We start from the raw sequence: 24196 nt of genomic DNA on the forward strand, positions 1-24196 counted from the left end.
GTCGAAGCATGCGCGATAGTGAATTCTTCGGACATGTCACCGCCGTGGCTCCGGGCAAGATCAATGTGAGCCTGCGCGTCGGTCCGCTGCGCGAGGACGGCTATCACGAGGTCGCCACGCTCTACCTGGCGGTCTCCCTCTACGAAGAGGTCAGCGCGGCCCGGCGCGAGGACGGGGCGATCACCGTGAGCCTCTCCGAACGTTCTACCTTCACCGAGGTCCAGACCCGGGATCCGGAGACCCGAGAGATGGTGGCTGCGGCGATCCCGCTCGATGAGCGCAACCTGGTGCATCAGGCCGCCTCGAAGCTGCGCGACCGACTCGGCATCACCGACGGAGTGGACCTGACCATCACCAAGAACGTCCCGGTGGCCGGCGGGATGGGAGGAGGCTCTGCCGACGCCGCCGCCACACTGGTGGCCTGTTCGGCCCTCTGGGAAGCGGGGCTCTCCAAGGAACAGCTGGCGGAGATCGGCGCCGAGCTCGGGGCCGACGTGCCGTTCGCGATCCTCGGCGGAGCAGCCGTGGGTCAGGGTGTGGGCGATGAGCTCTCTCCGCTGCTGACCCGCGGGGAGCTGCATCTGGTCATCGTCCCGGCCAACACGGGCCTGTCCACGCCCAGCGTCTATGCCAAGCTCGACGAGATGCGCGCCGAAGCCGGAGTGGAGGCGGAGGCGCCGGGCCTGGATCCGGACCTGGTCCGGGCGGTCTGCACCGCCGACGCCGAGCTCGTGGCCTCGCTGATGGCCAATGACCTGCAGGCCCCCGCCGTGGCCAGCCTGCCCTCCCTGGAGGACATGATGGACATCGGCATGATCGAAGGAGCGCTGCAGGGAATGGTCTCCGGCTCAGGCCCCACCCTGGTGTTCCTCGCCCGGGATGCTGAGTCAGCCCATCAGCTCTGCACCAGCCTGGAGGAGCGGACCGAGGTCTGGGCCATCCCGGTCACCGGTCCGGCCGCCGGGGCACGACTGATCAACGGCCGCGAGAGCTGACCCGAGAGTCATCAGGGGCGCGATTCGCCCCAGCTGACGGGGCGCACCGCAGTCCTGCGCTGCCCGCAGAGCGCGGGCAGCGCAGGACTGCGGTACCTCAGCCCACCTTTTCGGAGAGCTCCAGCCAGCGTTCCTCGAGCTTCTCATTCTCGCCCTGCAGCCGGCTCACATCGGCGGTGAGCTTGCCCAGACCTTCGAAGTCGCTCGGATCGTGATCGGCCATCTGGCGCTGCTTCTTCTCCATCTGGGTGATCAACTTCTGCATCTTCCGCTCGAGCGCGCCGACCTCCTTGCGCACTTCGCGCTCCTCTGCGCTGCTCAGCGCCGGGGCACCTGCCGATGAGGCCGAGGAGGTCTTCATCGCCTCCCGACGGGCCGCAGCCGCGGCCTTCCCGGAACCGACCCCGGCGCCAGCAGCTCCACCGCCTGAACCAGACGTGCCAGATCCCGCCGACTCCGCAGAGGCGCCATTGGCCCTGGCGGCCTTGAGCCGCAGGTATTCCTCCACGCCTCCCGGCACGTGGCGCATCCGGCCGTCGAAGATCGCGTACTGCTGATCGGTCACCCGCTCGAGCAGGTACCGGTCGTGGGAGACCACGATCAGCGTGCCGGGCCAAGAGTCCAGCAGGTCCTCCATGGCGGCGAGCATGTCGATGTCGAGATCGTTGGTGGGCTCGTCGAGGATCATCACGTTGGGCTCAGACAGGAGCACGAGCAGCAGCTGCAGGCGTCGTCGTTGCCCGCCGGAGAGCTCGCCGACTCGTGCGGAGAGATGTGCGGTGGAGAAGCCGAGGCGTTCCAACAGCTGCGCCGGGGTGTGTTCCTTGCCGTCGATGACCACCTGGGTCTTCTCGCGGGCCAGCACCTCGCGGACCCGATCGCCCTCGATGTCGGCCAGCTGGGAGAACTGCTGATCCAGGGTGGCCAGGCGCACGGTCTTGCCGCGCTTGACCCGGCCCGTGTCGGGCTCGAGCTTGCCGGCGATCAGGTTGAGCAGCGTGGACTTGCCGGCGCCGTTGGCTCCGAGGATGCCGGTGCGCTCACCCGGACCGATCCGCCACGTGACCTCGTTGAGGATCGGCTTGTCGCCGAAGCCGATGGAGACGTCGAGGACGTCGACCACGTCCTTGCCCAGCCGGGCGGTGGCCATCTTCTTCAGCTCCAGCGGGTTGCGCGGGGGAGGCACGTCGGCGATGAGCTCGTTGGCCGCCTCGATGCGGAACTTCGGCTTGGTGCTGCGCGCCGGGGCGCCGCGGCGCAGCCAGGCGAGCTCCTTCTTCATCAAGTTCTGCCGCTTGGCCTCCACGGTGGCCGCCTGCCGGTCACGTTCCACGCGCTGGAGCACATACGCCGCGTAGCCGCCGTCGAACGGCTCGACCATGCCGTCGTGGACCTCCCAGGTGGTGGTGCTGATCTCGTCGAGGAACCAGCGATCGTGAGTGACCACCAGCAGCCCGCCCGAGCTGCGCGGCCAGCGCCGGTTCAAGTGGTTCGCCAGCCAGGAGATCCCCTCCACGTCGAGGTGGTTCGTGGGCTCATCCAGGGCGATGATGTCCCATTCGCCCACCAGCAGCTTCGCCAGCGCCACGCGGCGGCGCTGCCCGCCGGAGAGCTCGGAGATCTTCGACTCCCAGGGGATGTCGGTCACCAGCCCGGCGATCACGTCGCGGATCTTCGCATCCGAGGCCCACTCGTGGTCATCGGCGTCCCCGACGACCGAATAGCCCACGGTGTGCTCGTCATCGAGGTCGTCCGACTGATCCAGCACGCCGAACTGCACGCCCTTGCGCCGGGTGACCTGCCCCGAGTCGGGTTCAAGCCGACCGGTGAGCATGGCCAGCAGCGAAGACTTGCCGTCGCCGTTGCGACCGACGACGCCGACGCGGTCGCCCTCGTTGATGCCGATCGTCACCGAGTCGAACACGGTGCGAGTAGGGAATTCCAGGTGTAGGGCTTCGGCCCCGAGAAGATGTGCCACCTATCCAGGGTAATGCCACCGTCAGTCCGCGGTTTCATCTCGCGAGTCTGCGCATGCGAAGATGGACCAGCGCTTGGCCGGAGATGAGGGTGTTCGCAGCGCCGAGCACCGTCGGACCGCCGTCGCACTCCGCCTTGGTGTAATGGCAGCACGCCAGCCTTTGGAGCTGTGCAGTCTAGGTTCGAATCCTAGAGGCGGAACGGCAATCTAGATCGCCGGACCTCTCTACACTGAGGAGTCCCATCGAAACGCGCCGAGGAGCAGCCTTCGTGACCAACGCCCAGTCCACCCAGCCCACCGCAGTGATCGTGCTCGCGGCAGGAGCCGGGACCCGGATGAAGTCCAGCACCCCGAAGATCATGCACCCGATCGGCGGCGTCTCGATGATCGGTCACGCGCTGACCGCGGCGATGGGCCTGGCCCCGCACCAGCTGGTCGCTGTGGTGCGGCACCAGCGCGAGAAGGTGGCCGAGCACATCGCTCACCTCGAGCCGCGCGCCGTCATCGCCGACCAGGACGAGGTCCCCGGCACCGGACGCGCCGTGGCCTGCGGCCTGGACGCGCTCACCGCCGCAGGAGCGCCTGCCGAGACCGGCACCGTGGTGGTCACCTACGGCGATGTGCCGCTGCTGCAGACGCAGATGCTCGCCGAGCTCGTCGAGACCCATGAGCGCGACGGCAATGCCGTCACCGTGCTCTCTGCCGTGCTCGACGACGCCGCGGGCTACGGCCGGATCCTGCGCAGCCAGGAAGACCCGCAGGACGTGCTCGGGATCGTGGAGCACAAGGAGGCCACCGCAGAGCAGCGCAGCATCACCGAGATCAACTCCGGGATCTACGCCTTCGACGCCGCCGTGCTGACCCGCGCGCTGGCCCAGGTCACCACCGACAACGCCCAGGGTGAGATGTACCTCACCGACGTGCTCTCCATTGCCCGCGCCGAGGGCGGCAGAGTCTCCGCCGTGGTCACCCAGGACCGTTGGCAGGTAGAGGGCGCCAATGATCGGGTCCAGCTGCAGGCCCTCGGCGCCGAGATGAACCGGCGCATCGTGGAGCGCGCCATGCGCGCCGGGACCACGGTGGTCGACCCGGCCAGCACCTGGATCGACGCCACCGTCACCTTGGAGCAGGACACCACGATCCTCCCCGGCACCCAGCTCCACGGCGCCACGCACATCGGCCGCCACGCCGTCGTCGGCCCGGACACCACGCTCACCGATGTGATCGTCGGAGAGGCCGCGACGCTGACCCGAGTCCACGGCTCCGGAGCCCAGATCGGGGCCGGCGCCAGCGTCGGGCCGTTCACCTATCTGCGGCCGGGCACCGTGCTGGGCCAGGACGGCAAGATCGGCGCCTTCTACGAGACCAAGAACGTGAGCATCGGGCGCGGCAGCAAGCTGTCCCACCTGGGCTACGCCGGAGACGCCACCATCGGCGAGTTCACCAACATCGGCTGCGGCAACATCACCGCGAACTACGACGGCGAGAACAAGCACCGCACGCAGATCGGCTCCCACGTGCGCACCAGTTCCAACACCGTCTTCGTCGCCCCGGTCTCGGTGGGCGACGGCGCCTACACCGGCGCTGGCGCCGTGGTGCGCAAGGACGTCCCCGCCGGAGCGCTGGCGCTCTCCATCGCCCCGCAGCGCAACGCCGAGGGCTGGGTCCAGGCCAAGCGGCCCGGATCCGCGGCGGCCGACGCCGCCCAGGCCGTCCGGCCTGACGCCGTCTGACGACCACCTGAACCAACCACCCACCAGCAACGCCGGCGAGAGGCAACAACACTCATGGACGAAATCAGGCTGAACGGGGAGAAGACCCTTGTGCTGGCTTCCGGGCGCGCACATCCGGAGCTTGCCGAAGAGATCGCGAAGGAGCTCGGCACCGAGCTGCTGCCGATCAGCGCCTATGACTTCGCCAATGGAGAGATCTATGTCCGGTCCTCCGAGTCGGTGCGCGGCAAGGACATCTTCCTGCTGCAGTCCCACCCGGCTCCGATGAACAACTGGCTGATGGAACAGCTCATCATGGTCGACTCCATGAAGCGGGCTTCGGCCAAGCGGATCACCGTGGTCTCGCCCTTCTACCCCTATGCCCGTCAGGACAAGAAGGGGCGCGGCCGCGAGCCGATCTCGGCGCGCCTGGTCGCGGACCTCTATAAGGCCGCCGGCGCCGACCGGATCATGAGCGTGGACCTGCACACCGCCCAGATCCAGGGCTTCTTCAACGGCCCGGTGGACCACCTCTTCGCGGTCCCGCTGCTGGCCGAGCACATCCGTGGCCGGGTCGCCGACGACGACGTCACCGTGGTCTCCCCGGACACCGGCCGGGTCCGCGTTGCTGAGCAGTGGGCCGAGCGCCTCGGCGGAGCACCGCTGGCCTTCGTGCACAAGACCCGCGACGTCACCCAGCCGAACAAGGCAGTGTCGAAGCAGGTCGTGGGTCAGGTCGAGGGCCGCACCTGCGTGCTCATCGACGACATGATCGACACCGGCGGCACCATCTCCGGTGCCGTGCAGGTCCTCAAGGACGCCGGCGCCAAGGATGTCATCATCGCGGCGACCCACGCGGTGTTCTCGGATCCGGCCGCCGAGCGGCTGGCCAACTGCGGGGCCCGTGAGATCGTGGTGACCAACACCCTGCCGATCCCCGAGGACAAGCGCTTCGAGACGCTCACCGTGCTCTCCATCGCGCCGATCCTGGCCCGGGCGATCAAGGAGGTCTTCACCGACGGTTCGGTGACCTCGCTCTTCGACGGCCACGCATAAGCACCAGCTGCACCCCACCATCCCGTTGAGGGGCGGATTCTCCGACTGTCTGAGGCCCTGGAAGGGGTCAGATGCCCGGAGAATCCGCCCCTCAACGTGTGTGGGGGTGCGGGCGCAGGGTCACTCCTGCGCAGCCTTGGCCGCCTCCACGGAGGGGTCGCGCCACCGTCCGGAGCGCACTCCGCGGAAGTAGATGTGGCCCACCACGAGTGAGGCCACGAACAGCACTGCCATCGGGATCAGGACGATGTAGACGTTGCCGGTGGCGACCATGATCGGGATCGCCAATGCGGTGACCAGACCGCCGCCGAAGAAGGGCTCGAAGAACAGCTGCTTATAGCCGAAGGCCTCCAGGGCGGGGGACTCGTCGTACGGGTCGGCCACCCGCAGCAGCACCAGGCCTGTGGCCGTGACGCCCATCGACTGGCCGAAGTCTGCGATCCCGCGCTCCAGCCAGAACTCCGGGATGATCCGCGGGGTGAAGACCAGCAGGACCGTGGTGCAGAACAAGATTCCGGCGATCGAGAGGATCAGGAAGGTCTCCCAGAAGGCGGCGATGGCATCCAGCGAGATCGTCGCCAGTGCTGCGACGATCAGGATGTCCAGGGCGAGACCCTGGATGCGCTTCATCGTCTCGTGGTCCAGCAGGTTGGTGTTGTCGGTGCGATCCAAGATGACCTGGACGATCACTCCGCCGATCATCGCCAGTGGGAACAGCGGCACATACCCCAGCAGCGTGAGGCCCTCCTCGGAGAGCGGCGAACCCGGCTGACCCCACAGCTGATCCTCGACCCAGACGAGGCCTTCCAGGATGAGCCAGCCGATGATGATGGCGAGTCCGACGACGGCCACATGCAGCGTCAGCGGCTCGATCGAGCTGGGTCGCGATGTCATCCGCCCGGTGGAGACGTTCTCGTTGTCGCCGTAGAGCCCCCGCAGCTCGGCCTTCGACTGCTTGGAGACGTTCTTGATCACTCGTGTCCGGCCGGTGCGCACGCCCCAGTTGATGACGGAGATGCCGATGAGGATGCCGAAGACCAGGCCCACGGTGGCGATGGCCAGGGCGAGGTCGGTGGCCTCGGGAATGCCCATGTCTTCGAAGGCCGGCCGCATTCCGGCCGCCGTTCCGTGGCCTCCCTCGAAGGCGATCTCGAGCAGCGCACCGAAGACGGGATCGACCCCGAGCAGCGGAGAGAGCACCAGCAGTCCCAGCACGATGCCTATGACGTATTGGCCGGAGCCGTAGGCGACGCCGATGGAGAGCTGCGGGCCGACCAGCTTGGCCACTCTGACCGGGGACGGGATCCTTGATCCCAGGAAGAGGGTGGCGAAGACCACCGAGATCAACAGGCCAGGCAGTGTGGCCCAGACATCGTAGATTCCCGCGGTCAGAAGTCCGCCGTCCTCCAACCACGCCCAGCCGAGGGACTCGCCGAGCCGCCCGATGACCTGTGGGCCGATGATGAGTCCGATGAACCCGGCGATGATGGCGCTGGGCAGGAGCAGCTTCTGGATGAACGGCACTTTTACCCGGATGTACTTGCCTATCAGCATCACTGATGCCAACAGCACGATCGCGAACCCCACCACGTCTGGACTCATCGGATGCCCCTCTCCGAAATGGACCGCCGACGGCGGCCGCACATGTGAGGAGAAGCACATCACACTTCAGGCGCCGTTGCGAGAGCTGAGTGAGACGCGCCTCGACGAAGGCTGGGCTCGGCGGGTGGATAGGATCACTGCATGGATCAGGAGAGCCCATCTCAGCCCGCCGTCAATCGCAATGAGTTCGTCCGTTCGCTCTCCACCGGCCTGCGGGTCCTCGAGTCCTTCTCCGCCGTGGAGCCGAAGCTGACGCTCTCCGACGTTGCGCGGCGCGCCGATGTCAGCCGCGCGACCGCCCGCCGGATGCTGCTCACGCTGGTCCATGAGGGTTACGCCTATACCGACGGTCGGTTCTTCGAGCTGACCCCGAGGGTGCTCGGCCTTGGACAGGGCTACTGGTCAGGCCGCGGCTGGCATGAGCTGCTGCAGCCATCACTGCGTGAGCTCTCCGGGCAGCTGGCCGAATCCTGTTCGGCCGCACTGCTGGTCGGAGACGAGGTGATGTACGTCTGCCGTGTGCACACCCGCCGCATCATGCGGATCGACCTCGCGCTGGGCACCAAGCTGCCCGCCTTCGCCACGTCGATGGGGCGGGTGCTGCTCTCCGGCCTCGACGACGAGACGCTCGAGGAGCGTCTGCGCACCACTGAGCGGCGGGCCTTCACCGCACGCACCGTCACCGACCCCCACCGGCTGCGCGAGATCATCACTGCGGTCCGCACGGACGGTTACGCATTGGTGGACGAAGAGCTCGAAGAAGGGCTGCGCTCGGTGGCCGTCCCGGCCCGGGACGGCAGCGGAAGGATCGTGCTCTCGCTGAACACCTCGATCTCCGCCGGCAAGGAGTCCGCGCAGGAGTCCCTGGATCGCACACTGCCACATCTGCTGCACAGCGCGGCCGCGGTGGAGGATCTGATCCTCACCCTGGGTGAGGATGTCGGTCGGCTCACCGTGCCCCAGGGCCTGTAGAGAACTCTCGTCACCTCTGGCGAAACCCTGCCGGCCAGACTATGATCGTCACACATAGCGCACACTTGTTTGCATAGCGAACATTTGGTGGTGCTCACGCGATCACAGGCAGGGAGCTCATATGCAGGACGTCTTCGTCTACCAGGGTCTGCGCACCCCCTTCGGCAAGATCGGCGGCGCCCTCTCCGGTCAGCGACCCGATGACCTCGCCGAACTGGTCATCTCAGCCCTCGTGGAGCAGGCCCCCGGGCTGAACCCGGAGAATGCCGGTGAGATCGTCGGAGAGGTGATCTTCGGCAACGCCAACGGCGCTGGCGAGGAGAACCGCAATGTCGCCCGGATGGCCTGGCTGCTGGCGAAGCTGCCCGTCACCGTTCCCGCCACCACGATCAACCGGCTCTGCGGATCCTCGCTGGATGCCGCGATCTCCGGCGCGCGGCAGATCGCGCTGGGGGAGACCGATGTGATCCTCGCCGGCGGCGTGGAATCCATGTCGCGGGCTCCCTGGGTGCTTCCCAAGACCGAGCGTCCCTTCCCGATGGCCAACCTCGAACTGGCCAACTCCACGCTGGGCTGGCGACTGATCAACGAGCGCATGCCCGAGGAATGGACCGTCTCGCTCGGTGAGGCCACCGAGCAGCTTCGCGAGAAGCACGGCATCGGCCGCGAACGGCAGGACGAATTCGCCGCCCGCTCCCATGAGCTCGCCGCCCGCGCCTGGAACGAGGGGCGATTCGCCGACCTCATCGTCAGCGTTCCGGGAGTGGATCTTCAGACCGACGAGACTATCCGCGCAGGTGTCACCACGGAGAAGCTCGCCGGGCTGCGCACCGTCTTCCGCTCCGAGAACGGCACTGTCACTGCGGGCAACGCCTCTCCGATGAACGACGGCGCCTCCGCCGTCTGGCTCGGCTCCGCCGCGGGTGGGGAGCAGCTGGGTCTTGCCCCGCAGGTGAGGATCGCTGGCTGGGCCGCTGCGGCGAATGAGCCGCAGTACTTCGGCTACGCCCCGGTGGAAGCCAGCAACAAGGCGCTCAAGCGCGCCGGAATCGGCTGGGGCGACGTCGGTGCGGTGGAGCTCAATGAGGCCTTCGCCGCCCAGTCCCTGGCCTGCCTGGACGCCTGGGACATCGACCCGGAGATCCTCAACGCGTGGGGCGGGGCGATTGCGATCGGCCATCCGCTGGGCGCCTCCGGCACCCGGGTGTTGGCCACGCTGGCCAAGCGCATGGAGCTCAGCGGCGAACGCTGGGGCGTGGCCACGCTGTGCATCGGCGTCGGGCAGGGCATCGCCGTCGTCCTGGAAAACGCAACCACACAGAACTGAGAGAAGAACCGATGACTGAATTTGTAGACACCGCCGCGGAGGCGGTGGCCAGTGTGAGCAACGGCGCCACGGTGCTGCTGGGAGGCTTCGGCAATGCCGGCCAGCCCATGGAACTGATCGACGCGCTGATGGAGTCCGGTGCGACCGACCTGACCGTGGTCAACAACAACGCCGGACAGGCTGATGCCGGGTTGGCCCTGCTCATCAAGGAACGCCGGGTGGCCAAGATCATCTGCTCGTTCCCGCGCCAGTCCGACTCCTGGCATTTCGACGAGGCCTATCGCGCCGGGGAGATTGAGCTGGAACTGGTCCCACAGGGCAACCTCGCCGAGCGCCTGCGCGCCGGGGGTGCGGGCATCGGCGGGTTCTTCACCCCCACCGGCTACGGCACCGAACTGGCCGCAGGCAAGGAGACCCGGGAGATCGAGGGTCGGCACTACGTGCTGGAGGCGCCGATCCGCGGCGACTTCGCCCTGATCAAGGCGTACGCCGCCGATCCGTACGGCAACCTGGTGTATCGCAAGACCGCCCGGAACTTCGGCCCGGTCATGGCCACGGCGGCCACGCACACCATCGTGCAGGTCGACGAGGTCCTCGAAGAGGCCCTGGATCCGGAGGCGATCATCACTCCGAGCATCTACACGGACACCATCGTCGGGATCCCCACCGGCTCCGGCACGAAGCAGCGCGAGGAGCGCGAGGCTCTCGCCGCCGGACGTCGCAAGCCCTGCCTGGCCACCAAGACCGCGGCCGAGCTGGCCGCCGAGAAGTGAGGACGAGCATGAGCACCGAGACGTTCCGCACCACCGAGACCCCGCTGACCCAGGACGAGCTCGCCCACGCCATCGCCGAGGACATCGCCCCCGGGTCCTTCGTGAACCTGGGCATCGGCCAGCCGACGACGGTGTCCAACTACCTCTCCCCGGAGAAGCAGGTCACCCTGCACACCGAGAACGGCATGCTGGGCTTCGGCCCGAAGGCCCTCGGCGAGCAGGTCGATGAGGACCTCATCAACGCCGGCAAGATCCCGGTCACCGAGCTGCCCGGGGCGGCATACTTCCACCACGCCGATTCCTTCGCCATGATGCGCGGCGGCCACCTGGACGTCTGCGTGCTCGGCGCCTACCAGGTCTCCGCCTCCGGCGACCTGGCGAACTGGTCCACCGGCAAGCCGGGAGCCATCCCCGCCGTGGGCGGCGCGATGGACCTGGCCATCGGAGCCAAGGACACCTACGTGATGATGGACCTGTTCACCAAGAAGGGTGATCGGAAGCTGCTGCCCGAATGCACATTCCCGCTCACCGGGGTCGGCTGCGTCTCCCGCATCTACGCAGACATGGGCGTGTTCCTGCTGGACGGTTCGGGCATCGTCAAGGTCCGCGAGCTGCACGGCATCTCCCTCGAGGACGTGCGGGACAGGCACCCGGGCGTGGAGTTCGAGACGCTCTGACCCCGCCCCGTCGCGGAGAGGGCCCCGGAACCGTCAGGTTCCGGGGGCCCTTGCGTTCTCGGGTACGACGCCGGCCCGGGCCGGCGTCTGCGCTAGACTGAGGGTATATCAGGCGCCCCGCCGGGGTGCCGCACCCAGGGACACGCGCAGAACGATGGAGCGCGGGTTTTCTATCCCGGGTGGACGTGAACTTCCTGTGTTGAGGCCGTGGCGCTGAGCGCCTGACAGTCGCGCCTCCACGGAACCCGTCGACGACTGACCATGAGGCCGTAGCGGGCCGGATGAGGTAACTATGTCCAAACAGCGAATTGCAATCATCGGAGCGGGACCTAGCGGCATGGCCGCCCTTCGGGCCTTCGACACGGCACAGCGGTCCGGTGCCCAGATCCCCGAGGTGATCTGCTACGAGAAGCAGGACGACTGGGGCGGGCAGTGGAACTACAACTGGCGCAGCGGGATCGACAAGTACGGGGAGCCGGTCCATTCCTCGATGTATCGCAACCTGTGGTCGAACGCGCCCAAGGAGGCGCTCGAGTTCGCTGAATACACCTTCGACGAGCACTTCGGCCGACCGGTCTCCTCCTACCCGCCGCGGGCGGCTCTGTGGGACTACATCGACGGGCGGGCTCGCATGTCCGACGTCAAGGACAAGGTCCAGCTCTCCACCGCCGTTCGCTGGGTGGAATACCACCGCGAGGAGGACACCTTCACGGTCACCGTGGAGAACCTGAAGTCCGGCACCACCTCGTCCTCCGAATTCGACCGGGTCATCGTGTCCACCGGGCACTTCTCCTTCCCCAACGTCCCGGACTTCAAGGGGATCGAGACCTTCACCGGCACCCTGCACCACGCGCATGACTTCCGCGGGGCAGAGAAGCTGGCCGACAAGCGCGTGCTGCTCATCGGGGCCTCCTACTCCGCCGAGGACATCGGCGTGCAGGCCTTCAAGATGGGTGCCCGTTCGGTCACCATGAGCTACCGCACCCGGGCCATGGGCCATGACTGGCCCGAAGGCATGGAGGAACTTCCGCTCATCGACCGGTTCGAGGGGGAGACTGCCTACTTCTCCAACGGCGAGTCCCGCGAATTTGATGCCGTGATCCTGTGCACCGGCTACCTGCACAAGTACCCCTTCCTGTCCACCGAACTGGCCCTGCGGTCCCAGAACAACGTCTACCCGGGCGGGCTGTACCGCGGAGTCGTGTGGCAGCGGAACCCGAAGATGTACTACCTGGGCGCCCAGGACCAATGGTTCACCTTCAACATGTTCGACGCGCAGGCCTGGTATGTCCGCGACCTCATCATGGGCCGGACGAAGCTGCCCCCGGCGGAGGAGCGGGCCGCCCACCTGAAGCAGTGGCGCCACCGCTTCCAGTCCCTGGAGGGGGACGCCGACGAGGTGCAGTTCCAGGCCGACTACATCCGCGACCTCATCGGGGCCACCGACTACCCGATGTTCGCGCTGGACGAGGTGGTCCAGGTCTTCCTGGACTGGAAGACCGACAAGAAGGCCAACATCCTGACCTACCGGGACAAGAACTACCGCTCGGTGATGACCGGAACCAAGGGGTCACAGCACCACACCACATGGTTGCAGGAGCTCGACGACTCCCTGGAGCGCTACCTGTCCACCCCGGCGCCCACCGAGGTGCCGAGCCTGGTCATCGCGGAACGCGATGCTGACACGGGGGCGGCAGCGGCCGCTCCCGTCGCCTGAGCTCCGTCGGCTTGAGCTCCATGGTCTGAGAGCTGGTCCTGTCCGCTCAAGGCTGGGCTGGGTGCGCGGCGGCGGTCGGATGAGTCGCCGCGCGCCCGGGACCGTGAGACCGGTGGTGACAGCTGGTATAGTTCTCAGCTGTGCCCAGGCGAGGGGGCGACATCTCCGGATCCGATCCGTGAGACGTCAGCCCCGTGATCGACGAGGCGAACTTGCAGGAGAACATCACCGCCGCTCACAGCGCGGAGAGCCTGGAATTCACTTGTCGTTGGTGCCTGGATCAATTCGAATCCAACCAACGAAGGACAACACCATGGCTGACAAGATCGTCATTCCCGCTACCAAGCGCACCGAGTTCGGCAAGGGCGCAGCCCGCAAGGCCCGCCGCGACGACCAGATCCCGGCAGTGGTCTACGGCCACGGCGAAGACCCCATCCACGTGGTGCTTCCCGGTCACCAGACCCACCTGGCAGTGCGTAACCCCAACGCACTGATCACACTGGACATCGAAGGCACCGAGCAGCTGGTGATCCCCAAGGCCATCCAGCGCGACATCATCAAGCGCTCGATCGACCACATGGATCTGCTGACCGTGCGTCGCGGCGAGAAGGTCGTCGTCGACGTCTACGTCGAGGTCACCGGCGAGCCCGCCGTCGGCTTCGAATGGATCCTGGACCAGGCCACCGTGTCCATCGAGGCCGAGGCCACCCACCTCCCCGAGCACGTGACCATCGACATCACCGACCGCAACGAGAACGCCCTGCCGGAGCACATCCAGCTGCCCAAGGGCGTGACGCTGGCGCTCTCCGACATGGAGTCCCCGATCGTCTCCATCCACGAGCCCACCGAGCAGGACCTGGGCGACGAGGCAGAGACCACCGAGGGTGAAGCTGCCGAGGGCGAGACCGCCGAGGGTGAGTCCGAGGGGAACGCAGAGGGCGAAGAGAGCTGAACGCTCTGACGCTGCGACTCCACTAGGCTCGAGGCATGGCTTCAGAGACGTGGTTGATAGCGGGACTCGGCAACCCCGGGTCCCGCTATCGTCATACCCGGCACAACATCGGGCACATGGTGCTCGACGAGCTCCTCGACCGCATGGATGCGAAGTACACGCGCACCAAGGTCGGGGCCAAGGCCGTCGCGGCCCGGCTGGGCCCGGGAGGGCCGAAGGTGGTCTTCGCGATCTCGGAGGGCTACATGAACCTCTCCGGCAAGCCCGTGCGAGGGCTGATGGACTATTTCTCGGTCCCCGCCGAAAACCTGATCGTGGTCCACGATGAGCTCGACCTGGACTTCGGTCGTGCCAAGCTCAAGCGCGGGGGGTCCGAAGGCGGGCACAACGGGCTGAAATCCATCACCACCCACCTGGGCGGGAATCGTGACTATCTGCGTGTGCGCGCCGGCGTGGGCAGGCCCCCCGGCCGCATGGACAGCGCGGACTACGTGTTGCAGAAGTTCAGCGCCGCCGAGCAGAAGGAGCTGGGCATCTTCATCTCCCGGCTGGCCGATGCAGTGGAGCTGCTGATCTCCGACGGGCTGCCAGCTGCCCAGAATGCTGTGCACTGAACCCGGTGCACTGAACCCCGTGCACTGAACCCCGTGCACTGAAGGCTGTGCCCTGAACGCAGACACCGTCCGTCGCCGACGACGGCGGCCCGCCCGTGCTCGGGCAGCGCTACCGAGACTCTGCCGCACCCGCCAAGCTGAGCCAGGTCTGCACCACGGTGTCAGGTGTCAGAGAAATCGATTCGATGCCCTGATCAACCAGCCAGCGGGCGAGCTCTGGATGATCTGAGGGTCCCTGACCGCAGATCCCGATGTACTTGTTCTGCGTCCGGCACCTGTCGATGACCGTGGCCAGCATCGAGAGCACGGCGGGGTCTCGCTCGTCGAAGAGATGAGCCACCAGGTCCGAGTCCCGATCAACACCGAGCACCAGCTGGGTCAGATCATTGGACCCGATGGAGAACCCGTCGAAATGTTCCAGGAACGCATCGGCGAGAAGGACATTGCTGGGCAGTTCGCACATCATCATCACCTTCAGGCCTCGTGCCCCGCGGCGGAGCCCATGACTCGCCATGAGGTCGACGACGGTCTGGGCCTCCTCCACCGTCCTCACGAAGGGCACCATGATCGCCAGGTTCTCCAGACCCATCTCTTCGCGAACGAACCGCAGGGCCTCACACTCCATGGCGAAGCACTCCCGGAAGTCCGCGGAGATGTACCGCGAGGCACCTCGATAGCCCAGCATCGGATTCTCCTCCTGCGGCTCGAAGAGCTCCCCGCCCAGGAGGTTGGCGTATTCATTAGTCTTGAAATCGCTGAACCGCACAATGACCTGCTCCGGGGCGAAGCTGGCCGCGATGGTCGACACTCCCTCCGCCACCCGCCGCACGAAGTACTCCCTGGGCGACCCGTAGGCGCTGATCCGCTGGTCCACTGCGCTCCGCACTTCGTGCGGCAGGCTGTCACGCTCCAGGAGCGCACGCGGATGGATGCCGACCTGGTGGTTGATGATGAACTCCAGGCGGGCGAGCCCCACCCCGTGGTGCGGCAGCTGGGAGAACGAGAATGCCTGATCCGGGGAGGCCACATTCATCATGATCTTCACCGGGACGTCCGGCATCTCATCCAGATCGGTCACCTCCTCCTCGAACCTCAGCGTGCCGGCATAGACCATCCCGTTGTCGCCCTCGGCGCAGGAGATCGTCACCGCCTCGCCGTCGGCCAGGGCCTCTGTGGCGTCCCCCGTTCCCACCACGGCGGGCACACCCAGCTCCCTGGCGAGGATCGCCGCGTGACAGGTGCGACCCCCACGTTCGGTGACGATCGCCGAGGCACGCTTCATGATCGGCTCCCAGTCCGGGTCCGTGATCTCAGCCACCAGCACGTCGCCGGGCTGCAGCCGATCCATGTCCGCCGGCGAGCGAAGGACCCTCACCGGGCCGGTCCCGATCCGCTGCCCGATCGCTCTTCCCACAGTCAGCACGTCACCGCGCTCGCGGAGCACGAAGCGTCTCACCTGTCGCAGCTCCCGGTGGGACACCACCGTCTCCGGGCGGGCCTGCAGGATGTAGAGCCGTCCGTCGATTCCATCGAGCGCCCACTCGATGTCCATCGGTCGGCCGTAGTGGTCCTCGATCGCTACAGCACAGCGGCCCAGCTCGGTGACCTGCGCATCGGTGATCGAGAATCGTGCCCGCTCGGCAGGTGATACGTCCTCGAAGATGGTGCTGCTGTGAAGTCCGCGGCCCGCGGCGTACCGCATCGCGGTGGCCTTCTCGCCGAGCGCCCTGCTCAAGATGGCTTCATGTCCCTGCTGCAGCGCGGGCTTATGGACGTAGAACTCATCAGGGTTCACCGCCCCCTGGACCACGGCTTCACCCAGACCGTAGGCGCTCGTGATGAACACCGCCCGATCGAAGCCCGTCTCCGTGTCCACCGTGAACATCACGCCGGATGCTCCGATGTCGGAACGGACCATGCGCTGCACGCCCGCCGAGAGCGCGACCTTGTGGTGGGCGAAACCATGGTGCACGCGGTAGGCGATCGCCCGGTCGTTGTAGAGCGAGGCAAAGACGCTGTGCACTGCAGCGAGCACGTTCTCGACCCCGCCGATGTTCAGGAACGTCTCCTGCTGGCCTGCGAACGAGGCGTCCGGCAGGTCCTCGGCCGTTGCGCTGGAACGGATCGCCCACGACACCGCCTCAGGGTCTGGGTCCTCTGCGATCAGCCTCGCGTGCGCTTCGCGCAGGTCTCGTGTGAGCTCCTCGGCCAGGGGCTGATCCTGGATCCATGAACGGATCTGCGCGCCGACCCGGGAGAGCTCCACGACATCGTCGATGTCCAGTGGCTCGAGGGCCGCCCGGATCCTGTGGTCGAGTCCGTTCGCAGCGAGGAACACGCGGTAGGCATCCGCAGTCGTCGCGAAACCGCCCGGTACACGCACTCCTGCCTCGGAGAGGCGGGCCACCATCTCGCCCAGCGAGGCGTTCTTCCCGCCCACGGCTGCGATATCGGCAAGCGAGATGTCGTCGAACCACAAGATGTTGCTCATCAGTGTCTCCTCAGGGACTGCTTGGCGCTGCGGCGGGACGAAGATGCATCGTCTGCAGGATCGCTGCCGCAATCTCTTCCACGCTTCTGGCCGCCGTGTTCAGGCTCGGGATCGAGTGCCGTCGGTACAGGGATTCCGCCCAACGCAGCTCTTGGCGGCAGCGGAAGAGGCTTGCATAGGCCCCGCCTGGACGGCGTTCCTGGCGTATCTGGCTCAGCCGCTGCGCAGTGCTGGTCAGCCCGAAACACCGAACCCGATACGGCTCCACCGCACGGGGCAGCTCCAGTGCCGGGTAGTCCTCCTCCGTCAAGGGGTAGTTGGCGACCCGCAGACCGTGCTGGAGAGCCAGGTACAGCGCGGTGGGAGTCTTCCCGCAGCGAGATGGAGCGATGATGATGAGATCGGCGCCGACCAGAGAGCTCGCGCCCGCTGCATCGTCGTGCGTCAATGTGTACTCCACCGCGCGCATGCGGGAGCTGTACTGGTCCAGGTTCCCGATGCTGTGATGCGGGGCCACCTCAGCAGCGCCCTTGACGCCCAGGAGCTTCTCGAGCGCGGTGAGATGTCCCTTGATGAGATCCACCACGGCGAACGGGCCTGCGCTCAGTTCGGCGCTGACCTCCGCGGCGCGAACGGTCACGAGCAGCAGGGTGGCAGGTCCCGCGGTGCGCGCCGCACTCAGCACCTGTTGTGCGATCGGCGGGGAATCGACGAAGGGGAAGGTTCTGCGGAGGAATCGGATGCCGGGGAAGTGCGCCAGGAGCGCGTTGCCGAGGGTCTCGGCGGTGACGCCGGTGTTGTCAGAGATGAAGAACACCGGCACGGGTGCTCCGACGGCGCCGGTCATGGGTTGGCCGCCCTACCGTGCACCTGAGCGAACCGGTGCCTGGTGCACGATCGTCATAGCCGGTCCTTCAGTCGAGGCCTGATCGGGTGGCGTCGTTCAAGGAGATGTCCCAGGCCTGGGGGTGGGCGACGATGAAGCGTCGACCCGTGACGACCTCCGGCGTGATCCGGACGAAATGGTCTTTCTCGCCCGATTCCCAGGGGAACAGTCGGCGCGAAGAGCTGCTGAGAGAGTCGTCCGTCTGCTCGACCTCCGCCGCCGTGCCCTTGACGATCACACTCCAGGCGACATTGGTGCGCGGATCCACACCGTCCGTCTCGAAGGCCACGGGACTGGAGCCCAGCGCGGCCGTCCGTTTCGTGCCGGGCCCGGTGCGGAAGACTATGGTCCGCTGATCCACCAGGTAGGTGACCGGGAACAGCTCTGGATGATCACCGGTCCAGACGGCGAGTCTGCCGAGCGAGACGCTGCGCAGCAGCTCCCAGCACTCGCGGCTCTCGAGGACCTCTGTCCTGGGTGTCGAGGGTGTCTTCTGCATGGCGGCGAGCTTACTCCGGCTCCACCGCGGAAGCCAGAGTCTGAAGCGAAGGCGATGCCGCTCACGTCCGCCGCCTCGGCGACTGCTGGCCGCGCCGGTTCACCGTCGCAGCGCTGCGGAGCTGAACGGGGTTCTCTTTCCCGAGGAAAGACATAGAATGGAATTTAGTTCTTGATGTAAGGAGGGTTATGGATGCCGATGAACTTCGGGTGACCTACCTTCCGAAGCTTGAAGTCAATGGTGCGGTGGGGGATTCCATCGCGCGCACTATCCGGGTCCTCAGCTCCCAGCGCAGGCTGCAGACCCTGCTCGACGCCAGCAACGTCGTGGCCAGCGATCTGGACCTGGAACATGTTCTGCGGCGCATCGCCGAGGAGGCCAGGACCGTCGCGGACGCCGAGTACGCCGCACTGGGCGTCATCGCCGCTGATGGCTCCCTCGAGCGGTTCATCCACGTCGGGATGGCGCAGCACGTGGCCGAGAAGATCGGAGACCTGCCCGCCGGGCACGGGGTCCTGGGCGCGGTGAACCAGAGCAGCAACCCGATCCGACTCACCGACCTCACCACGGATCCCCGGGCGGTCGGCTTTCCCGCCCACCACCCGCCGATGAACAGCTTCCTCGGGGTCCCAATCAAGATCCGCGGCGAGACCTACGGCAACCTCTACCTCACCAACCGGGCCGATGGGCCCTTCACCGACGAGGACGAAGAACTCGTCACGGCGCTGGCCGCCACGGCTGCGACCGCGATCAACAACGCCCGACTCTACGAAGAGGCCCGCCGAGCGCAGCAGCTCAGCGCCGTCCTGGGCGATGTCACCTCAGCTCTGCTGGCCTCGGAGACCATCGATGTCTTCGGCGTCCTGGCTCACGGGGTCGCGACCCTCACCGAAGCGGACTTCGCCGCCATCGTGACCTCCGACGCGGTGGGCGAAGAGCTCTTCATCGACACCGCCCGCGGACAGGGCGCCTCGCTGATCGAGGGCGAGGTGCTGCCCTGGGTCGAAGGCGCGGTATCGCGGGCCATGGAGGGGACGGCGAGCATCTCGCCTCCCGAGGGAACAGATGTCCCACCGTTCTGTGAGCGGGTCCCGAGCTCCTCGGTGATCGCTGTTCCGCTGATCGTCTCCGGGGACCGCATCGGCGCGGTCTGCGCGACCCGGGCCGAGTCCCGGCCGGCCTTTAACCCCGGTGACCTGGAGCTGCTCTCGGACTTCGCGACCCAGGCGGGTCTGGCTGTGGCGTTGTCCTGGGCGCGAGCGGATCGGCAGCGGCTCGGCGTGATCGAAGACCGGGCGCGCACTGCTCGGGATCTCCATGACCATGTCATCCAGCGGCTCTTCGCCACGGGCCTGGGACTGCAGGCCTTCGCCTCGGCCCACCCCCGACATGCCGGGAGGATCGACAGGCATGTGGCGGAGATCGACGCGGCCATTGAAGACATCCGCAACGCGATATTCACTCTGCGCACCCGTAAGACCACCAGGACGATGCGTCATCGGCTGCTCGATGTCGTCACCGAGCTCTCGGCCGGGCTGGGCATGGCTCCGAAGGTGACCTTCACGGGTCAGATCGATGCGTTCATCAAGGGTGAGCTCGCAGATGATGTCGTCGCGGTCCTGCGTGAGACGGTCACCAACGTGACTCGCCATGCCAGGGCGACTGCGGTCTCGATCGAGGTCCAGGCAGACTCCGCCGGAGTCACGGTCACGGTCGGTGACGACGGGGTCGGCCTGGCTGCCGGTGACAAGATCGCGAGCGGCACGGCGAACCTGCGGGCCAGGGCGCGTGCTCGGGGTGGTGCCTTTGGGCTGACCCCGGGGGAGAACGGCGGGGTGCGGGCGCGCTGGCACGTCCCGGTCCATGGTCAGGACGTCCCATGATCAGGGTCTTCCTCGTCGATGATCATGAGATCGTCCGACGCGGCATTGCGCGGCTCGTCGACGTCGAACCAGAGTTGGAGGTCGTGGGGGAGTCGGCGACGGTGCGCGGGACGCTCGACCGGGTTCAGGTCACGCATCCTGATGTGGTCGTGCTGGATCTGCACCTGCCTGACGGGACCGGGATCGATCTGTGTCGCAGCATCCGTTCTGCGCACCCGGCGATCCGCTGCCTGATCCTGACCGCCGATGATGACGAGAGCGCCCGCGTCGCGGCGGTCATCGCCGGCGCCTCGGGACATGTGCTCAAGAGCATCCGCGGGGGGCGTCTGGTCGAGGCCATCCTGCGGATCGCCCGGGGTGAGAGTCTGATCCCCGAGAATCTGGCGGAGCGAGTGCACAGAGACCTCTCTGCCCAGGCGCTTCACGCCCGGCGGCCGCGCGTGAGCCTCACGCTGCGCGAGCAGCAGGTGCTGAAGCTGATCACCGAGGGACTGACGAACAGGCAGATCGGGCAGCGGCTGGGTCTCGCGGAGAAGACCGTGAAGAACTACGTCTCCGGGCTGCTGGCCAAGCTCGGCATGGAGCGCAGGACTCAGGTAGCCGCCTACGGTGCCGCCACCCAAGACAGTGCTATCCACAGCTGACACACCTGTCTGGCGCCCACCGATGCCTCTGGTAGGACCTATGGCCCTACATGAGCCCGACCCTGATGCGAGAGGCTGGACCCAGCTCGCAGGACTGCGGGCAGGGAGAAGGGAATCCACCTGTGATCATCGCGACAAGAACTCGATCAGACAACAAGATCCACTCTCTGGTTCTCGCCGAACTCGAGTGGACGCCGGAGATCGACGCCTCAGAGGTCGAGGTCGAGGTCGAAGCCGGAGTCGTCACCTTGTCGGGTGAAGTGGGGGACTACTTCGAATACCTCGCCGCCTCGCGTGCCATGCGACGCGTGCACGGCATCGCTGGGGTTCAGAATCGGCTGACCGTGCTTCCTCGCTCGGCGAGATGGGTCACCGACACGGACATCGGCCGCGTCGCTGAACGTGTCCTGACCTGGTCCGCGAACATCCCAGGGACGGTGCGGTCGCGGGTCGAGGGTGGGTGCGTGACGCTCACCGGGCAGGTCGACTGGCACTTTCAGCGGGAAGCGGCCGAGCGGGCGGTGGAGAACATCCGGGGAGTGCATACGGTGCGCAACGAGGTCACGCTGATCCCCCGCCCCGTCTCCGAGGAAGCCGCCGAACGGATCAGGAGTGCCCTGTTCCGCGATCCCCAGGTCGACGCCGGCCGCATCAGCGTCTCAGTCGTGGGCAACACTGCGGTCCTCACCGGATACGTGAAGTCGCTGATGGAGAAGACCCAGGCAGGTGAGGCTGCCTGGTCCTCACCTGACGTCACCACGATCGACAATCGCCTCGACGTGCGCCCCTACTGAGGCGCACGCACTGATCGCAGCACACTTCCGGGCCCGTGAGCGCTGGGCCCAGCTCGACGCCGCTTCGAAGTCCACCCGACCTGAATCACCCGTCCCACGAGAGGAAGGGACCATGACAGATCATCTTTCTCGCTTCGATTCGCTGGCAGGGTTGGTGAGTCTTCGCTGCAACTTGTTCGACGACGGGATGCGCGGAACGCCGAGCACCGACGTCTACACCAGGGATGAGAAGGAACTGGTCGTGGAGGCGCATCTGCCGAATTTCGCGGACACCGACATCACCGTCAGCGTCGACGATCGAACGCTCGTGATCCAGGCGGAGCGGCGCGAACGCGAGGAGGACAAGGGCAAGCGGTACCTGCTCCGCGAGAGCACCAGCAGCTTTCGCCGCAGCGTCGATCTCCCGGAGCAGGCGAAGGACCGGCAGATCAGGGCGGTCTTCGACCACGGGGTTCTGACGGTGTCCGTTCCGCTGGAGGAATCGACCACGCTCAAGTGGATACCGATCGACAACGGACACTCGAACAACTGACTCCGGCAAGACCGGAGTCTGCAAAGACTAAGGGGGCGTGATGTTCGACTGGCTCTATTTCTGGAACCTCATCTGGTCCTTCTTCACGCTGCTCTCGCTCGTCTTCGTTCCGGTCTTCATCGTGATGATCTACTTCGTCACGCGGACACCCAGGGCTCGGGCACCTGGAGCTCGTCCTGGGGCCTCGTCGAGGTTTGCCCGCTCGGACGGCGCGGTGCCCGGGCCCGTGGGTGAGAGTCACACGAAGAAGGCCGCGTGAGCTTCGGGTCGTCTCCCAGGGTCACCCGGCCCTCGCCGAATGGTGCGCACGGGTGTCATCCGCGGCTGGAGATCCAGGCGCTGACCTCGCGGGCCTGCAGATCCACAAACTTGCGCATATAGGGCTCGGCGGCCGCCTTGATCTTCTTGCCGATGATCGGAATGTTGACGTTGACGTCGCCCCGGACCGTGGAGAGCGTCTCGGTGGCCCCGCGCACGTGCAGATTCTGCGCGGACTGCGCCGAGACCGGAGCCGAGGCGATCTTCACCGCGGTGTCCGCGCGGCGTGATCCGGCCCCGTCGGGTGCGCCCCAGGAATGGGTGACGTGCACGGTGACCTCACCCTTGATGACCTTCTTGGCGATCTCCGGGAGCTTGTCCGCGGGCATGGACTGCTCGGTGACGATCTCGAAGGGACCGTCCAGCGGGCCGAGGACCTCGAAGCTCAGCAGCTTCGCGCCGACCTTCTTGGACAGGTGCTCATTGAAATCTCGGTCCGCGTAGGCCTCGATGATGTCCTGCGCGCTGTGCGGAATCATGAGCTCTGTTTCAAGTGCCACTGATGGTCTCCTCGTTGACGTCTTGGTGAAGGCATTCTGCGACGGCGGTCACGGAACCTACCCATTGTAAAGTTGTCCCAGTGACCATCATGACTCTTCTCCTGCTCCTCGGCGGTTTCGTCCTGCTCGTCGGCGGCGGCGAGGCCCTGGTCCGAGGCGCCGCCTCCCTGGGTCGCACGGTGGGCCTGTCCTCGCTGATCATCGGACTCACCGTGGTGTCCTTCGCGACCTCAGCCCCGGAGCTGGCCGTCAGCACCGGAGCCGCGCTGAGCGGCTCACCCGGCCTGGCGGTGGGCAATGTGGTGGGCAGCAACATCGCCAACATCCTCTTCGTCATGGGCCTCACCGCGATCTTCGGCGCGCTGTTCGTGAAGATCCAGCTGATCAAGGCGGACATCCCGATCATGATCGGACTCTCGGTGCTCGCCCTGCTGATGGCGCTTGACGGCGGCTACAGCCTCCTCGACGGCATCGTGCTGCTGGGTCTGCTGCTGGCCTACCTGGTGGTCACCCTCGTGATGGCCCGTCGGCAGACGCGCCGGGAAGCCCGTGAGGAGGCGGAACGGCTCGATGTGGACACGGTTCTCGCCGGCGGCTCGGTGCGACTGACCAAGGGTCTGCGCACCTCGAAGCTGCGAGCCGTGCTGATCGACGTGCTCCTGGTGCTCGGCGGGGTGGCGCTGCTGGTCGTCGGTGCTCAGATGCTGGTCACCGCGTCCACCACCATTGCGATGGTGCTCGGGGTCAGTGATCTGATCATCGGTCTGACCATCGTGGCCATCGGCACCTCGCTGCCGGAACTCGCCACCAGCATCATCGCCGCGCTGCGCGGCGAGCGGGACATGGCGGTGGGCAACCTGGTGGGCAGCAACATCTTCAACATCGGCGCGGTCCTCGGGATCACCGCGATCATCGCCCCGGACGGCGTCGAGGTCGCCTCGGCCGCCGTCAACTTCGACCTGCCGGTGATGATCGCGGTCGCCCTGGTCCTGCTCCCGCTGGCGTTCACCGCCCAAGCAATCGGACGCTGGGAGGGACTGGTGCTGGTGGCGCTCTACAGCGCCTATGTCGTCTATCTGGTGCTCTACGCGGCTGGGCATTCAGCGCTGCAGCCCTTCAGCTCGGCGATGCTATGGTTCGTGCTGCCGATCACCGCGCTCTGGATCGCGGCTCTGGTCGGATACGAGGTCGGGGTGCTGCGCACCCGCCGGGCGGCCCGGGCCGGGGCGTCATAGCCGGATCAGCGAGTATCCTGTGTGAGGCCCGAACTCCCG

The 24196-nt window shown here is 66.7% G+C and carries 22 protein-coding genes and 1 tRNA gene; 17 read left to right on the top strand and 6 right to left on the bottom strand.

The window, feature by feature from the left end; all coding sequences use genetic code 11:
* Positions 1 to 8: 8 nt before the first annotated feature.
* Complete coding sequence (locus LTH96_RS11885; RefSeq protein ID WP_241466093.1) at positions 9 to 995, top strand: 4-(cytidine 5'-diphospho)-2-C-methyl-D-erythritol kinase; 987 nt, start codon at positions 9 to 11, stop codon at positions 993 to 995.
* A gap of 97 nt (positions 996 to 1092) precedes the next feature.
* On the opposite strand, the gene LTH96_RS11890 is transcribed toward LTH96_RS11885, so the two are convergent.
* Positions 1093 to 2973, bottom strand: a complete 1881-nt coding sequence (locus LTH96_RS11890) for an ABC-F family ATP-binding cassette domain-containing protein (RefSeq protein WP_241466095.1) — start codon at positions 2971 to 2973, stop codon at positions 1093 to 1095.
* Between the two features lie 128 nt (positions 2974 to 3101).
* Here LTH96_RS11890 and LTH96_RS11895 point away from each other — a divergent pair.
* The 3 genes from LTH96_RS11895 to LTH96_RS11905 all read left to right on the top strand — a co-directional run bounded on the left by LTH96_RS11895 (position 3102) and on the right by LTH96_RS11905 (position 5741).
* A tRNA-Gln gene (locus LTH96_RS11895) sits at positions 3102 to 3173 on the top strand.
* A gap of 69 nt (positions 3174 to 3242) precedes the next feature.
* Positions 3243 to 4706, top strand: a complete 1464-nt coding sequence (glmU, locus tag LTH96_RS11900; protein WP_241466097.1) for a bifunctional UDP-N-acetylglucosamine diphosphorylase/glucosamine-1-phosphate N-acetyltransferase GlmU — start codon at positions 3243 to 3245, stop codon at positions 4704 to 4706.
* Positions 4707 to 4760: 54 nt separating this feature from the next.
* The gene (locus LTH96_RS11905; RefSeq protein ID WP_241466099.1) at positions 4761 to 5741 is read left to right on the top strand and encodes a ribose-phosphate diphosphokinase; all 981 of its coding nucleotides are present in this window, start codon (positions 4761 to 4763) and stop codon (positions 5739 to 5741) included.
* Positions 5742 to 5861: 120 nt separating this feature from the next.
* Here LTH96_RS11905 and LTH96_RS11910 read toward each other — a convergent pair whose 3' ends face one another.
* Entirely contained in the window at positions 5862 to 7343 is a 1482-nt protein-coding gene (locus LTH96_RS11910) for a sodium/glutamate symporter (RefSeq protein ID WP_241466101.1), read from the bottom strand.
* A 141-nt stretch (positions 7344 to 7484) separates the two neighbouring features.
* Between LTH96_RS11910 and LTH96_RS11915 the strand changes: the two genes are divergently transcribed.
* From LTH96_RS11915 to pth, 7 genes are all read left to right on the top strand, one after another.
* Complete coding sequence (locus LTH96_RS11915; protein WP_241466103.1) at positions 7485 to 8315, top strand: IclR family transcriptional regulator C-terminal domain-containing protein; 831 nt, start codon at positions 7485 to 7487, stop codon at positions 8313 to 8315.
* A 121-nt stretch (positions 8316 to 8436) separates the two neighbouring features.
* Positions 8437 to 9642, top strand: coding sequence for a thiolase family protein (locus tag LTH96_RS11920; RefSeq protein WP_241466105.1), 1206 nt, complete (start codon positions 8437 to 8439; stop codon positions 9640 to 9642).
* Positions 9643 to 9653: 11 nt separating this feature from the next.
* The gene (locus LTH96_RS11925; RefSeq protein WP_241466107.1) at positions 9654 to 10415 is read left to right on the top strand and encodes a 3-oxoacid CoA-transferase subunit A; all 762 of its coding nucleotides are present in this window, start codon (positions 9654 to 9656) and stop codon (positions 10413 to 10415) included.
* Positions 10416 to 10423: 8 nt separating this feature from the next.
* Positions 10424 to 11092 carry a 3-oxoacid CoA-transferase subunit B gene (locus LTH96_RS11930; RefSeq protein WP_241466109.1) on the top strand — a complete coding sequence of 223 codons (669 nt, stop codon included), beginning with the start codon at positions 10424 to 10426 and terminating at the stop codon, positions 11090 to 11092.
* Between the two features lie 292 nt (positions 11093 to 11384).
* A complete protein-coding gene (locus tag LTH96_RS11935) occupies positions 11385 to 12809 on the top strand; it encodes an NAD(P)-binding domain-containing protein (protein ID WP_241471194.1) in 1425 nt (474 codons plus the stop codon).
* A gap of 313 nt (positions 12810 to 13122) precedes the next feature.
* Entirely contained in the window at positions 13123 to 13761 is a 639-nt protein-coding gene (locus LTH96_RS11940; protein WP_241466112.1) for a 50S ribosomal protein L25/general stress protein Ctc, read from the top strand.
* 35 nt (positions 13762 to 13796) lie between these two features.
* Positions 13797 to 14375: an aminoacyl-tRNA hydrolase gene (pth, locus tag LTH96_RS11945; RefSeq protein ID WP_241466114.1), complete on the top strand. Its 579-nt coding sequence runs from the start codon at positions 13797 to 13799 to the stop codon at positions 14373 to 14375.
* A 109-nt stretch (positions 14376 to 14484) separates the two neighbouring features.
* On the opposite strand, the gene ppsA is transcribed toward pth, so the two are convergent.
* From ppsA to LTH96_RS11960, 3 genes are all read right to left on the bottom strand, one after another.
* The gene (ppsA, locus tag LTH96_RS11950) at positions 14485 to 16866 is read right to left on the bottom strand and encodes a phosphoenolpyruvate synthase (RefSeq protein WP_241466116.1); all 2382 of its coding nucleotides are present in this window, start codon (positions 16864 to 16866) and stop codon (positions 14485 to 14487) included.
* Between the two features lie 10 nt (positions 16867 to 16876).
* Positions 16877 to 17713 carry a pyruvate, water dikinase regulatory protein gene (locus LTH96_RS11955; RefSeq protein ID WP_241466118.1) on the bottom strand — a complete coding sequence of 279 codons (837 nt, stop codon included), beginning with the start codon at positions 17711 to 17713 and terminating at the stop codon, positions 16877 to 16879.
* 67 nt (positions 17714 to 17780) lie between these two features.
* The gene (locus LTH96_RS11960; RefSeq protein ID WP_241466120.1) at positions 17781 to 18251 is read right to left on the bottom strand and encodes a pyridoxamine 5'-phosphate oxidase family protein; all 471 of its coding nucleotides are present in this window, start codon (positions 18249 to 18251) and stop codon (positions 17781 to 17783) included.
* 188 nt (positions 18252 to 18439) lie between these two features.
* Here LTH96_RS11960 and LTH96_RS11965 point away from each other — a divergent pair, with 188 nt between their 5' ends.
* The 5 genes from LTH96_RS11965 (at position 18440) to LTH96_RS11985 (ending at position 22363) form a co-directional block, all read left to right on the top strand.
* Positions 18440 to 20134 (top strand): GAF domain-containing protein, encoded by a 1695-nt coding sequence (locus LTH96_RS11965; protein ID WP_241466122.1) that lies wholly within the window; start codon positions 18440 to 18442, stop codon positions 20132 to 20134.
* Positions 20131 to 20778: a response regulator transcription factor gene (locus LTH96_RS11970; RefSeq protein WP_241466124.1), complete on the top strand. Its 648-nt coding sequence runs from the start codon at positions 20131 to 20133 to the stop codon at positions 20776 to 20778. Before LTH96_RS11965 ends, LTH96_RS11970 begins: the two co-directional genes overlap by 4 nt.
* A gap of 122 nt (positions 20779 to 20900) precedes the next feature.
* Positions 20901 to 21572 (top strand): BON domain-containing protein, encoded by a 672-nt coding sequence (locus LTH96_RS11975; RefSeq protein ID WP_241466126.1) that lies wholly within the window; start codon positions 20901 to 20903, stop codon positions 21570 to 21572.
* Positions 21573 to 21684: 112 nt separating this feature from the next.
* Positions 21685 to 22104: an Hsp20/alpha crystallin family protein gene (locus tag LTH96_RS11980; protein WP_241466128.1), complete on the top strand. Its 420-nt coding sequence runs from the start codon at positions 21685 to 21687 to the stop codon at positions 22102 to 22104.
* A gap of 40 nt (positions 22105 to 22144) precedes the next feature.
* The gene (locus LTH96_RS11985; protein ID WP_241466130.1) at positions 22145 to 22363 is read left to right on the top strand and encodes a hypothetical protein; all 219 of its coding nucleotides are present in this window, start codon (positions 22145 to 22147) and stop codon (positions 22361 to 22363) included.
* 55 nt (positions 22364 to 22418) lie between these two features.
* On the opposite strand, the gene LTH96_RS11990 is transcribed toward LTH96_RS11985, so the two are convergent.
* Positions 22419 to 22922, bottom strand: coding sequence for a DUF2505 domain-containing protein (locus tag LTH96_RS11990; protein WP_241466132.1), 504 nt, complete (start codon positions 22920 to 22922; stop codon positions 22419 to 22421).
* 89 nt (positions 22923 to 23011) lie between these two features.
* Between LTH96_RS11990 and LTH96_RS11995 the strand changes: the two genes are divergently transcribed.
* Positions 23012 to 24157, top strand: a complete 1146-nt coding sequence (locus tag LTH96_RS11995; protein WP_255728162.1) for a calcium/sodium antiporter — start codon at positions 23012 to 23014, stop codon at positions 24155 to 24157.
* Positions 24158 to 24196: the final 39 nt, after the last annotated feature.

This window comes from Nesterenkonia sp. LB17, from assembly GCF_022565915.1.
In the GTDB taxonomy this organism is placed as follows: Bacteria; Actinomycetota; Actinomycetes; order Actinomycetales; family Micrococcaceae; genus Nesterenkonia.

Coding starts and splice junctions, on each gene's coding strand:
- LTH96_RS11885 (WP_241466093.1), top strand. CDS start 9: ATGCGCGATAGTGAATTCTTCGGACATGTCACCGCCGTGGCTCCGGGC.
- LTH96_RS11905 (WP_241466099.1), top strand. CDS start 4,761: ATGGACGAAATCAGGCTGAACGGGGAGAAGACCCTTGTGCTGGCTTCC.
- LTH96_RS11910 (WP_241466101.1), bottom strand. CDS start 7,343: ATGAGTCCAGACGTGGTGGGGTTCGCGATCGTGCTGTTGGCATCAGTG.
- LTH96_RS11915 (WP_241466103.1), top strand. CDS start 7,485: ATGGATCAGGAGAGCCCATCTCAGCCCGCCGTCAATCGCAATGAGTTC.
- LTH96_RS11920 (WP_241466105.1), top strand. CDS start 8,437: ATGCAGGACGTCTTCGTCTACCAGGGTCTGCGCACCCCCTTCGGCAAG.
- LTH96_RS11925 (WP_241466107.1), top strand. CDS start 9,654: ATGACTGAATTTGTAGACACCGCCGCGGAGGCGGTGGCCAGTGTGAGC.
- LTH96_RS11930 (WP_241466109.1), top strand. CDS start 10,424: ATGAGCACCGAGACGTTCCGCACCACCGAGACCCCGCTGACCCAGGAC.
- LTH96_RS11935 (WP_241471194.1), top strand. CDS start 11,385: ATGTCCAAACAGCGAATTGCAATCATCGGAGCGGGACCTAGCGGCATG.
- LTH96_RS11940 (WP_241466112.1), top strand. CDS start 13,123: ATGGCTGACAAGATCGTCATTCCCGCTACCAAGCGCACCGAGTTCGGC.
- pth (WP_241466114.1), top strand. CDS start 13,797: ATGGCTTCAGAGACGTGGTTGATAGCGGGACTCGGCAACCCCGGGTCC.
- ppsA (WP_241466116.1), bottom strand. CDS start 16,866: ATGAGCAACATCTTGTGGTTCGACGACATCTCGCTTGCCGATATCGCA.
- LTH96_RS11955 (WP_241466118.1), bottom strand. CDS start 17,713: ATGACCGGCGCCGTCGGAGCACCCGTGCCGGTGTTCTTCATCTCTGAC.
- LTH96_RS11960 (WP_241466120.1), bottom strand. CDS start 18,251: ATGCAGAAGACACCCTCGACACCCAGGACAGAGGTCCTCGAGAGCCGC.
- LTH96_RS11965 (WP_241466122.1), top strand. CDS start 18,440: ATGGATGCCGATGAACTTCGGGTGACCTACCTTCCGAAGCTTGAAGTC.
- LTH96_RS11970 (WP_241466124.1), top strand. CDS start 20,131: ATGATCAGGGTCTTCCTCGTCGATGATCATGAGATCGTCCGACGCGGC.
- LTH96_RS11980 (WP_241466128.1), top strand. CDS start 21,685: ATGACAGATCATCTTTCTCGCTTCGATTCGCTGGCAGGGTTGGTGAGT.
- LTH96_RS11985 (WP_241466130.1), top strand. CDS start 22,145: ATGTTCGACTGGCTCTATTTCTGGAACCTCATCTGGTCCTTCTTCACG.
- LTH96_RS11995 (WP_255728162.1), top strand. CDS start 23,012: ATGACTCTTCTCCTGCTCCTCGGCGGTTTCGTCCTGCTCGTCGGCGGC.